This window comes from Acidimicrobiia bacterium (assembly GCA_040902765.1).
Lineage (GTDB): Bacteria > Actinomycetota > Acidimicrobiia > Spongiisociales > UBA11373 > DATKBG01.
The window spans coordinates 1-11,423 of the sequence record JBBDWO010000034.1; the positions used below are offsets into that span (position 1 = coordinate 1).

11 protein-coding genes are annotated in these 11,423 nt (G+C 67.5%); 4 read left to right on the plus strand and 7 right to left on the minus strand.

The features are described from left to right. Nucleotides 1-256: 256 nt before the first annotated feature. From infB to WEA29_10005, 4 genes are all read right to left on the minus strand, one after another. Nucleotides 257-2,398: a translation initiation factor IF-2 gene (gene infB / locus WEA29_09990; protein ID MEX2324085.1), complete on the minus strand. Its 2,142-nt coding sequence runs from the start codon at nucleotides 2,396-2,398 to the stop codon at nucleotides 257-259. A 45-nt stretch (nucleotides 2,399-2,443) separates the two neighbouring features. Continuing rightward, on the minus strand, nucleotides 2,444-3,754 hold the full coding sequence (nusA, locus tag WEA29_09995) for a transcription termination factor NusA (protein ID MEX2324086.1): 1,311 nt from the start codon (nucleotides 3,752-3,754) through the stop codon (nucleotides 2,444-2,446). Then, nucleotides 3,751-4,239: a ribosome maturation factor RimP gene (rimP, locus tag WEA29_10000; GenBank protein MEX2324087.1), complete on the minus strand. Its 489-nt coding sequence runs from the start codon at nucleotides 4,237-4,239 to the stop codon at nucleotides 3,751-3,753. The genes nusA and rimP overlap by 4 nt, the downstream gene beginning before the upstream one ends. Before the next feature lie 169 nt (nucleotides 4,240-4,408). Further along, the gene (locus WEA29_10005; GenBank protein MEX2324088.1) at nucleotides 4,409-6,121 is read right to left on the minus strand and encodes a proline--tRNA ligase; all 1,713 of its coding nucleotides are present in this window, start codon (nucleotides 6,119-6,121) and stop codon (nucleotides 4,409-4,411) included. Nucleotides 6,122-6,205: 84 nt separating this feature from the next. On the opposite strand from WEA29_10005, the gene WEA29_10010 reads away from it, so the two are divergent. Beyond that, nucleotides 6,206-6,682, plus strand: a complete 477-nt coding sequence (locus WEA29_10010) for a M48 family metallopeptidase (protein ID MEX2324089.1) — start codon at nucleotides 6,206-6,208, stop codon at nucleotides 6,680-6,682. 64 nt (nucleotides 6,683-6,746) lie between these two features. On the opposite strand, the gene WEA29_10015 is transcribed toward WEA29_10010, so the two are convergent. Beyond that, nucleotides 6,747-6,959: a type II toxin-antitoxin system HicB family antitoxin gene (locus WEA29_10015; protein MEX2324090.1), complete on the minus strand. Its 213-nt coding sequence runs from the start codon at nucleotides 6,957-6,959 to the stop codon at nucleotides 6,747-6,749. A gap of 109 nt (nucleotides 6,960-7,068) precedes the next feature. On the opposite strand from WEA29_10015, the gene WEA29_10020 reads away from it, so the two are divergent. The 3 genes from WEA29_10020 to WEA29_10030 all read left to right on the plus strand — a co-directional run bounded on the left by WEA29_10020 (nucleotide 7,069) and on the right by WEA29_10030 (nucleotide 8,714). Next, nucleotides 7,069-7,464 (plus strand): hypothetical protein, encoded by a 396-nt coding sequence (locus WEA29_10020; protein MEX2324091.1) that lies wholly within the window; start codon nucleotides 7,069-7,071, stop codon nucleotides 7,462-7,464. Between the two features lie 96 nt (nucleotides 7,465-7,560). Beyond that, the gene (locus WEA29_10025) at nucleotides 7,561-8,097 is read left to right on the plus strand and encodes a sigma-70 family RNA polymerase sigma factor (GenBank protein ID MEX2324092.1); all 537 of its coding nucleotides are present in this window, start codon (nucleotides 7,561-7,563) and stop codon (nucleotides 8,095-8,097) included. Further along, complete coding sequence (locus tag WEA29_10030) at nucleotides 8,094-8,714, plus strand: hypothetical protein (GenBank protein MEX2324093.1); 621 nt, start codon at nucleotides 8,094-8,096, stop codon at nucleotides 8,712-8,714. Before WEA29_10025 ends, WEA29_10030 begins: the two co-directional genes overlap by 4 nt. A gap of 214 nt (nucleotides 8,715-8,928) precedes the next feature. On the opposite strand, the gene ispG is transcribed toward WEA29_10030, so the two are convergent. Both ispG and WEA29_10040 read right to left on the minus strand, forming a co-directional pair. Then, nucleotides 8,929-10,137, minus strand: coding sequence for a flavodoxin-dependent (E)-4-hydroxy-3-methylbut-2-enyl-diphosphate synthase (gene ispG / locus WEA29_10035; GenBank protein ID MEX2324094.1), 1,209 nt, complete (start codon nucleotides 10,135-10,137; stop codon nucleotides 8,929-8,931). Continuing rightward, the gene (locus WEA29_10040) at nucleotides 10,134-11,249 is read right to left on the minus strand and encodes a site-2 protease family protein (GenBank protein MEX2324095.1); all 1,116 of its coding nucleotides are present in this window, start codon (nucleotides 11,247-11,249) and stop codon (nucleotides 10,134-10,136) included. Before WEA29_10040 ends, ispG begins: the two co-directional genes overlap by 4 nt. Nucleotides 11,250-11,423 lie beyond the last annotated feature (174 nt).

The window sequence follows — 11,423 nt, forward strand, 5'->3', positions numbered from 1 at the left end:
ACCTAGTGCTTGCCCTCCCCCCTCCCCTGGCGGCTCCGCCGCCAGGTACTCCCCCCTCCGGGGGGAGAGAGTCTGAGAGTCCAGCAGGGGGAGGAGAGCAGCGGCCGAAGGCCGATGACGGAGGGGGAGGGCTGACGCGTCGCGAGGCCTGCGTAGGGTTTGGGCTCCCCCCTCCCCGCCTTCGGCGGTACTCCCCCCTTCGGGGGGAGAGAGTCTGAAAGAGGGGCGACGGGCAACCGGCAACCGGCAACTGGACCTAGGTTCTCGCCACCTCGCGCACTTCGAAGGCTTCGATGATGTCGCCGTCTTTGATGTCGCGGAAGTTGTCGAGGCCGATGCCGCACTCGAAGCCCTGGGCCACCGAGCGCACGTCGTCCTTGAATCGGCGCAACGATCCGATGGTGCCTTCGTGGACCACCACGCCGTCGCGCACCAGGCGCACCCGCGCTCCGCGGGGGATCTCACCTTCGGTGACGTAGCAGCCGGCGATGGTGCCGAAGCGCGGTGCCCGGAAGGTGGCGCGGACTTCGGCCGTGCCGAGCACCCGTTCCACTTCGTCCGGCGCCAGGCGACCGACGAGGATCGCCTCGATGTCGTCGAGCAGCTCGTAGATGATCCGATAGGTGCGGACCTCGACACCGGCGGCTTCGGCGGCCTTGCGGGCCTTGGTGTCGGGGCGGACTGTGAAGCCGAGCACCAGGGCGTCGGTGGTGTCGGCGAGCAGGACGTCGTTCTCTGTGATGCCGCCCACCGCGGTGTGGACGATCGTCACCCGACCGCCCTCGCGGGTGATTTTGGACACGCCCTCGGTGATCGCCTCGAGGGATCCGTAGGCATCTGCCTTGATGATGATCGGGAGGTTGGCGTCGTCGGCAGTGCGCAGGCCCTCGAGCAGTTGGGTGAGGCGCTCTGCCGCGGTGGGCATGGCCAGGTCCGTGTCGCGCAGCTCGGTGACCCGATAGGATGCCTTGGCCCGGGCCGCCTTGTCGTCGTCCATCGCCTCAAAGTAATCGCCGGCGTTGGGGACCTCGTCCCAGCCCATGATGAGCACAGGCGTGCTCGGCGGAGCCTCCTCCACCTGGTTGCCGTTCTCGTCGAACATGGCGCGCACCCGACCCGACACCGGTCCGGCCACCAGGGCGTCACCACGCCGCAGCGTGCCTCGCTGGACGATGACCGTGCCGACCGGGCCACGGCCGGTCTCCAATTGCCCCTCGATGACCGTGCCCGACGCCGGAGCGGTCGGATCGGCGGAAAACTCCTCGAGTTCAGCGATGAGGTCGAGGTACTCGAGGAGTTGATCGATGCCGTCACCGGTGAGGGCGGAGACCTCGGCACTAACCACCTCGCCACCCAACTGCTCCACGACGATGCCGTGCTCGGTGAGCTGGGCCCGCACGGTGTGGGGGTCGGCGGTCTCGAGATCCATCTTGTTGATGGCCACGACGATCGGCACCCCGGCGGCCTTGGCGTGGCTGATCGCCTCGGCCGTCTGCGGCATGACGCCATCGTCGGCGGCGACGACCAGCACCACGATGTCGGTGACCTCGGCGCCGCGTGCCCGCAGGGTGGTGAATGCCTCGTGGCCGGGTGTGTCGATGAAGGTGATCTTGCGGTCCCCGACGGTCGCCTGATAGGCACCGATGTGCTGGGTGATGCCTCCGGCTTCGCCAGCCATGACGTTGGCCTTGCGGATCGAGTCGAGCAGCTGGGTCTTTCCGTGGTCGACGTGCCCCATCACGGTGACCACCGGGGGGCGTGGCCGGAGCTGCGACTCTTCCTCGTCGTGGACCCGCTTGGGACGGACGAGCGACCGTGCCTTCTCGACCGGCACAAGAGCCGCTTTCTCGACGGTGACGTCGTAGCCCAGGGCGTCGCCGACGGCGGTGATCAGGCCGACCGGAATCGGCTGGGTGGCACCGGCCATCTGTCCCCGAGTGACCAACTCGCGGACGACGATGCCGACCGGGCGACGGGTCAGTTCGGCGAACTCGGCGACCGTGATGCCCTCGGTGACGGTGACGGCGCGACGCGGTGCGGGACCTTCGGGGTATTGGGGGCGACCTCGGCGCTTACCGGCCTTTGCGGGACCCTTCGGCGCCGCCGCCTCGGCCTCGGCCAGCTCCTCGTCGTCGTCTTCGGCCTCGTCCTCATCCTCGTCGACCTCGTCGCCTCCGTCCTCGGCCGCGTCACCGTCGCCTTCCGGTGCGTCTGCCGCCGGCGTTGCCTCAGCAGCGGCGGGGGCGGCCTCCTCCTCGTAGGACAGGCGGACGAGCGCCTCGGCGTCGTCGCCGAGACCGGATGAAGCGGTTTTGACCTCGATGCCGAGTTCGATGGCGCGTTCGAGCACATCCTTGGATTCGAGGCCCAGATCCCGGGCCAGCTCGTAGACGCGCATCAATCTCCTCGGACTCGTACGGCGTTCATTGTGCCACGCGCCGGGTCACGACCCCGGGGCGGGCTCCTCATCGTCGACGGGGTCGCCGGGCGCGGACTCGTCGGCTGCCACGTCCTCGATAGCCAACTCCTCGGGCGTCGCGATCTCCTCGGACTCGACCGGCGCCTCGGCCTCTTCGCCAGCCTCGGGAGCAGACTCCTCGGTATCAGGGTCTTCCTCGGCTTCGTCTTCTGCCTCGGGCGCGGCCGCGTCGGCGGCCGGCGCTTCCTCGGCCGGCGCTTCGGCCTCGGCCACCGGTGCGGCATCGCCGCCCTCCGGTACCTCCGTCGCTGCCGTGGCCGTTGCCTCACCAGATCCCGCGCTGTCTTCCAGGGTCCCGCCGGCGTGCTCGGTCTCCGACTTGATGTCGACCTTGTAACCGCTCAGCTTGGCGGCGAGGCGGGCGTTCTGGCCCTCCTTGCCGATGGCCAGCGACAGCTGGAAGTCGGGGACGATCACCCGGGCAATAGGGTTGCCCTCGTCGTCCTCCTCGAGGATCACCTGGCGGACCCGGGCCGGGCTGAGCGCCTCGGCGATGAACTGCTTCGGGTCTTCACGCCACTCGACGATGTCGACCTTCTCGCCGCGCAGCTCGTTGACTACCTGACGGACCCGCGAGCCGCGGCTCCCGACACAGGCACCGACCGGGTCGACGTTCTGGTCGTTGGAGGCGACGGCGATCTTGGTCCGGTGACCGGCCTCGCGGGCGATCGCCTTGATCTCGATCGTTCCCTCGGCCAGTTCCGGGACCTCGAGCTCGAACAGGCGGCGGATGAAGTCGGGGGACGACCGGCTCACGACGATCGGCGAGCCCTTCGCCTCCTCACGGACCTCGATGATCAATGCCTTCACCCGGGCGCCGCGGTCGAGTCGCTCGTAGGGGATGCGCTCGCCGGCGGGCATGACCGCCTCGGCGTTGCCGAGGTCGAGCAGGACGGTGCGGTGGTCCGACTGCTGGACGATACCGGTGACCAGGGAGCCCTCCCGGCCTTCGTAGACCTCGAGCACCTGGGCCCGCTTCGCCTCGCGCAGCCGCTGGAGGATGACCTGTTTGGCCGTCTGCGCGCCGATGCGACCGAAGTCGCTGGGAGTGTCCGGCCACTCACGGGTGACGTTGCCGTCCTCGTCGAGTTCCTGGCCGTACACGGTGATCTCGCCCGTGTCCTGGTCGATGGTGACCCGGGCTTCCTCGGCGGCACCGGGACTGCGCTTGTAAGCCGAGACGAGCGCGTTGGCCAGAGCCTCGAGGATCGTCTCCTTGGGAACGCCCTTCTCGCGTTCCAGATGATCGAGCTCTTCCATGAATGAGTCGTTCATCGGGCACTCTTCTTTCCGGGCTTCGGTGCCCTCTCCACGACGAAGACGGTCCGCGCCTTGCTGATGGCGGCGTAGGGGATGGCTCGCTCGGCGCCGTCGACCTGCACTGTCGCTGCGGCGTCGTCGGCGGCGGTGAGCGTCCCGCTGTGGCTCGTCGCATCCGCTACCGGGTCCGACGTCCTGATGGTGACCTCGCGGCCGATCGACTTCTGGAAATGCTGGGGCTTGCGCAGCGAACGCTCCAAACCGGGAGACGACACCTCGAGCGTGTAGGTGCCGGCGACGGACGCCGACTCCTCGAGAAGGCGTGAGAGGCCACGGGACACCTCGGCGATGCGCTCGACGTCGATGCCCTCCTCGGCATCCACGGTCACCCGCACCACCTTGCCCGCGCCACTACCGAGCACCTCGACATCGTCGAGTTCTACTCCCTCCGCGGTGACGTACCGGTCCAGGGTCTCCCAGAGCCGGTCTGCGGTATCCATCATTCCTGGTCCCTCATAAAAAGAAGTGGGCGGGCGCCCACTTCAAGCGTCCAATTCGATTGCGGGGGAAGTATATCAGGGGTGTCGGTGCAGCCATCTGGCTGCACCGACACTGCGATTCGCAATTCGCTATTCGCAATTCGCTTTTGCGCCCTTGGGGATCTGAGGGTTATCGGCGCTCGGATTCGACTTTCGCCACCAGTATCCCGACCGCGTCGGTCACGGGCACCGATTCGGTGGTGGCGTCTTGGCGGCGGACCACCTCGACGTTTCCGTCGGCGAGGCCCCTGGGCCCCACGGTGATTCGGTAGGGGATGCCGATGATCTCGGCGTCGGCGAACTTGACCCCCGCCCGTTCATCGCGATCGTCGAGCAGCACCTCGATGCCGGCGGCTCGCAGTTGGTCGTAGATCCGGGTCGCCGCCTCCACGGTGGCTTCGTCGGTGATGCTCACCACGGTGATCACAACCTCAAACGGAGCCACCGAGACGGGCCAGACGATGCCTTTGTCGTCGTGATGCGCCTCCACGATGGCGGCGACATTGCGGCCCACGCCGATGCCGTAGGAGCCCATCCACAGCTCGCGTTCGTCACCAACCTCGTCGAGGACGGTGGCCGACAGGGCGTCCGAGAATTTCGTCCCCAACTTGAAGATGTGGCCGACCTCGATGGACCGCCGCACCGTGAGCGGCTCGCCGCAGTCCGGGCACCGATCGCCCTCGACCACGGTTCGCATGTCGAGCCAATGATCCACCGCGATGTCGCGCGATACGGCGACCCCACGCAGATGCTTGTCATCCTGGTTGGCCCCGGTCGTCATGTTGACCCGACCCTCGAGGGCCGGGTCGGCGATGATGCTCACTCCGGTGAGCCCCACCGCTCCGAGGCTGCCGGCGTGGGCGCCCATCAGGTCGACGATCTCCTCCTCGTGCGCGGGCCGCACCTCCGGGGCCTCGAGGCCGTCGACGACCTTTTGCTCCATCAGCTCGTGATCGCCGCGCAACAACAACAGCGTTGGCTCGCCACCGACCATGTAGACCAGGGACTTGATCTGACGCTCCGGGGCGGCGAAGTCCGCGAACTCGGCCAGCGCGGCGATGGTGCGGATCCCCGGCGTGTCGAACACCTCCGGCGGCCCGACCCAGGGCTCGTCCGTGATCGGCTCGAGACGCGAGGTGGCCTTCTCGGTGTTGGCGGCGTACCCGCAGGCGGCGCAGGTGGCGACGTCGTCCTCACCGGCCGGGGAGGCCACCATGAACTCCACCGACTCCTTGCCGCCCATGGCACCGGACGACGCATGCACCGGGACCGCGTCGACCCCGAAACGCTCGAAGATGCGCTCGTAGGCACTGCGATGCGCCTCGAACTGGACGTCGAGGCCGGCCGGGTCGATGTCGAACGAGTACGAGTCCTTCATGGTGAACTCGCGGACCCGCAGCAGGCCGCCCTTGGGCCGCGGCTCGTCACGGAACTTGGTCTGCAGGTGGTACCACAGCTGGGGCAGCTGGCGGTACGAGGACAGCTCGGTGGCGATCTGGGTGAAGATCTCCTCGTGGGTCCAGGCGAGAAGCATGTCGGCGCCGCGGCGGTCCTTCATCTTGACGAGGATGCCCTCGACGTCGTCCCAGCGGCCGGACTGCTTCCACACTTCAGCCGGGTGCACGACGGGGAGGAGCATCTCCTGGCCGCCGATGGCGTTCATCTCCTCGCGGATGATCTGCTCCACCTTCTGCGCCACCCGGAAACCGAGCGGGAGCAGCGACCAGGAGCCACTCATCAGCCGACGGATGAACCCGCCGCGCACCAGCAGCCGGTGGCTCGCCGCCTCGGCGTCGGCCGGGTCGTCGCGCAATGTGGGGATGAATGCCTGGGACCACCGCATGTGGGTGGTGAGGGTAACCAGGCGCCAGGCGCCAGGCTCCAGACGGAGCGCTGATGTGTCGTACGCATCCCGTACGATCCCGGCATGACTGACCTGCCCGTCGATGTGATCCGCAGCAAGAAGCGCACGCGGACCTCCCAGGCCTATGTGACAGGCGGACGGGTACGGGTCCTCATTCCCGCCCACCTCTCCACCGACGAAGAAGCCACCGTCGTTGCCGAACTGGTCCAGAAGGTGACCCGCAAACTCGATTCCCAAACCGTCGACCTGGAGCAGCGCGCCCGCGAGGTCGCGAAAAAGTACGGGCTGCCTACCCCGACCAGTATCGAATGGTCCCAGCGGCAGAACCGGCGGTGGGGTTCGTGCTCACCACAAGCCGGGACCATTCGTATTTCGAGTCGGCTCGCGGGCGTGCCCGGGTGGGTGCTCGACTGGGTCCTGGTCCACGAGTTGGCGCACCTGGAGGTCGCCGACCACGGCGATCGGTTCAAGTCGCTCGTGAGTCGCTACGAACTGGGAGAGCGGGCTGAGGGCTACCTCATCGCCAAAGGCGAAGGCTGAGTGCGCTCAGTCTCAGTCACATGGCCAATCCAGCTGCAGCGTGCAGTGTGGAGCGGGAGGCTGGCTATCCCGCTGGTGTTGGCGTATACCGAGGAGGAGGCACGGGCAGGCCGCTGGACCGGGCGGACTCGACCCACACTTGCTTGGCCACGACGACCTCGGCGACGGCCTCTTCGGGGGTCGCTCCGAAAGCCGAGCAGCCTGGCAGGTCGGGAATCTCAGCGATGTATCCGCCGTCCTCGGCGCTGTGCCAGACGTTGATGTGGTGGTCAGTCATTGCGGCTCTCCAGCTCGAGACCTTGCTCGTCCATCGTACGCAGGAACTGGCGAGCCCCCAATGGCCACCCGAGCGAACAGCTACGCCCGAGCGGGCATATGCTGGCGGGGTGCGTGCAGATCATGGCAGCGCCGGGTATGTGGCCGTCGGAGTGGGGCTGATCGCCTTTGGGGTCATCAGCCTGTTCAGCATAGGCTATCCACTTATCTCCATGGGCGTGGCGCACCTGGCCCTGTATCGGGTGCGACATCGTCGATCGATCCGCCTGCCGATAATGGCTGGCCTGGTCGCCTTCTGGGTCGCCTTCGTGCTGGTGAGTCCGATCTGGTGTGTAAGCCGCGACGTGATGGGAACCGGCGAAGTGTGGTGCCGCAGCTTCTTGGGGGCTCGCTACACGGATAACCCGTCGTACCTGCCAGGACTGATCGCCGGCACCGCCGCCGCTGTGATCACGGTCGCTGCGGTACGGAACCGATTGCGGAATGGTGACACCGGTCAACGGTAGGTCAGGGGACCAGTTCGAAACTCGGAGCATGCGACGGCCGCACGCCTGCCGCCACGTTCTTGTCACACTTTGGGGGACCTGGAGCGAGGACTCAGTGTGACGGCGACCAAAGACGAACGCGAGCACATGGAACTGATCGGCGACGACGGCTTCGATGCGTTCTACCGGCGAAACCGCTCCCGTCTAATCGCTCTGGCCTACGCCGTCTCCGGCAGCCGGCTCGGCGCCGAGGATCTCGCCCACGACGCCCTGGAAGCGACCTACCGCGACTGGGACCGTATCCGCGGTCTCGACAACCCGACTGCATGGGTGCAACGCATCGTCACCAACCGTGCCGTGTCGGCGTATCGGAGGCGGGCGTCCGAGGTGAAGACACTCGTTCGACTCCGCGGCGAGCGACACACGGTGGCCTTCCCCGAGGTGCACCCCGAGACCGAGTGGCTGTGGTCCGAGGTGCGACGCCTCCCCCGCCGTCAGATCCAGGTCGTCGCCCTCACCTATGTGGAGGACCTGTCAATGCCGGAGATCGCCGACGTCCTCGGCATCTCCAAGGAGTCCGTCAACACCCACCTGCGTCGAGCGCGGCAGACCCTCGCCCGGCGAATTCCATCGATCGACCCCGAGGAGGCATGATGATCACGCTCGACGACCGCCTGCACGAAGCCGGTGACGACCTCCGGCATGCCGCAGCACACATCCCTGCCCGCCACCTGCCGCATCCGCGGGGTGGGTTGCGCCGAGCTGCCGGGTGGGTAGGGGCAGCAGCGGGCATCGGTGCGCTCATCGCCCTGCCACTGTGGCTGGGCATGGCCAGCACCCCGCCGGAGAGCCCTCCGGTAGGGGGCGAGTCGGAGTCGAGCTTCCCCGATGTCCAACGCTCGGTCTCTCCGTTCGGACTCGACGAGGCTCACATCATCGTCGAGCTGACACCGGGACTGAGTGCCGAGGATGCCGAAGCGCTCGGGGCGATGCTCTCGCTGTTTCCGGAAGTTGAGGACGTCGCGATCGTGACGAGGGACGAAGCGGTCGCTGAGTGGCTTGAACTCCGCGCAGCGACTTTCGGGGACGACGAGGCAAGCATCCAGGGTGCGATCGCGGAGGTAGGAGCATCGATTCGGCTCCTCGTGCACGAAGAGACAGATCGCATCGCCCTCGGCGAAGCGATCGCTGGGCAGCTTCTCCGTCAGGAAGGACAATCAGAGCCGCACCCGGTGATCAGGGTGGTGGTGAACATGAACGACGAACCCTGACACCGGCCCACCGCGTGGGCCGAGCCGAGGACGGCACCAGCCTCGAGATCGTCAACCGAGTTCAGGCGGAGTTGTCGACATATGGACACACCGTAGAGCGCTGCGCCTGACCAGCGTCACGCGAGAGTCATGGCCAACCAGTCGGCGGTCGGACCCCCGGCCGCCCACTGGCGCGCTGCATGCTGCCTGCTGCACGCTGACCGGCGAAAACCGCCTACTCCCCCGCTGCCACTTCGGCGACGCGGGCGCGGCGCGCCTCGACCTGGTTGACGTCGCCCTGGGCGGCGAGCAGTTCGGCGGCGGTCTCGCGGGCCAGTTCTTCGGCGACGCCGTCGGCGGCGGCGAGACGCGCTTCGATGCCTTCGGCGGCGAGCTTGCGGGCCTCGTCGAGCAGGGCCGACACCATCTCGGCTTCGGGGACGACGCGGACCACCTGGCCCTTGATGAACAGATGACCCCGACCCTTGCCGGCAGCGATGCCGATGTCGGCTTCGCGGGCCTCGCCCGGGCCGTTGACCACGCATCCCATGACCGCCACCTGGATGGGGAGCTTCTCGGCCTCCAGCACCCGCTGCGCCTCCTTGGCGACGGCGATCACATCGACTTCCGCTCGGCCGCATGAAGGACAGGCGATGAGGTCGAGCCCGATCCGCTCTCGCAGACCCAATTGCTCGAGCAGCTTGCGGCCGGCCTCGGCCTCTTCCACCGGATCGGCGGTGAGTGAGAAACGGATGGTGTCGCCGATGCCCTCCAGCAGCAGCGTGGCAATGCCGGCGACCGATTTCATCAGGCCCGCGGGGGGTGGGCCGGCCTCGGTAACCCCGAGGTGGAGCGGGTAGTCGGTGCGGTCGGCGAGCAGGCGATAGGACTCGACCATCGACGGCACATGACTGTGCTTCACCGAGATCTTGATGGCGGTGAAGTCGACCTCCTCGAGGAGGCGGATCTCGTGGAGGGCGGATTCGACCAGCGCCTCGGGCACCGGCCCGCCGTGCTTGGCCAGCAGGTCCTTGTCCAGCGACCCGGCGTTGACCCCCACCCGGATCGGGATGCCCCGGTCGCGCGCCGCTTCGGCGACCGCCTTGATCTGATCGGGCTTGCGGATGTTCCCGGGATTGAGCCGCAGTCCTTGGACACCGGCCTCGAGGGCCGCCAGGGCCAGGCGGTACTGGTAGTGGATGTCGGCGATGATCGGCACCGGCGATCGCGGCACGATCTCGGCCAGTGCCCCGGCGGCGTCGGCATCGTTGCAGGTGATCCGCACGATGTCGGCCCCGGCGCCGCGCAACGCATACACCTGGGCGAGCGTGCCGTCGACGTCGGCGGTCTTGGTCGTCGTCATCGACTGGACCGTCACCGGGGCGCCGCCACCGACGGCCACCCCGCCGACCATCAGGCCGCGAGTCTGGCGACGCTCGATCATGAGAGGCGCAGCGGACTGGCGATGTCCAGGTACAACGCGACCAGCCCGAGCAGGACCAGGAAGGCGACGACGACGGCAGCGACCGGCATCAGCTTGCGGACATCGGCGGGCCGCCCGCGCACCTTCTCGTACAACGCCACGGAGAAGTGACCGCCATCCAACGGGTACATCGGAATCACATTGAACACCCCCACGAACACGTTGACCAAAGCGACCAGCTGAAGAGTGAACCCGAGACCGAAACCGGAGGTCTCGGCGCCGATCCGGATGAGTCCGAGGGGACTGGCAGGCCGATGATCGATGACACCGTCGATCTCGTCGGGATCCCCTGAGAACACTGCCCCAAGGAGGTCCCCGAACCCGGCGATCACTTGCCACAAGCCCTGAACCGACAGCACGGAGGCCTCACCGATCGCCGACACGGCGTCGCCCATCCCCGAGATCGGGCCCTCCCGGTGGGTGAACCGTTGGGGCTGCACGCCGAGGAAACCGCGCCGGTCGTCACCTTCGCCGACGGCGGCCAGGGTCACGGTGAGGACGAGCGGACTGCCATCACGGATGATCCCCAGCTCGACCGTGGACCCGGGGCGCCGCCCGATCACGGTGACCAGCCCTCCCCACGACTCGACGCGATCGCCATCGAAGGAAACGACCTCGTCGCCGGGGAGGAGGCCGACGACGGCCGCCGGCGTGAGCTCACCGGATTCAAGCCGTTCCTGGACCGCCTCCACCGTCGTGGTCGCCACCGGGGTCCCGATGATCGACGCCACGGTGAAGAACAGCAGGAAGGCCACCACGAAGTGGCTGCCCACCCCGGCGAGGACCACGATCGATTTCTGCCAGAAAGGCTTCTCGCGGTAGGTGCGGCCCAGGTCGCCCGGGTCCACCTCCTCGTACGGGTTCATGCCGATGATCCGGACATAGCCCCCCAGCGGAATCGCCTTGATGCCGTACTCGGTCTCGCCCCGCTGGGTGGACCAGAGCTTCGGTCCGAACCCGAAGAAGAACTCGGTCGCCTTCATCTTGAAGGCCTTCGCCGCGACGAAGTGACCCGCCTCGTGGATCATGATCATGGCCACGAAGGCGACGAGAACGATGATGCCGCCGGTCATGAGCGGGGATACCTCGGGGTCGGGATCGGAACGCTACCGGGCGCTCGCGGGTTAGCGGCAATCACAGTCAACCTTGGTACTTGGTGCGCGCGCGGATAGGGGCTGGCCTGTTCTGACTTTCCTCCCCCGACGGGGGAGGTGGCAGCGGCCGAAGGCCGATGACGGAGGGGGAGG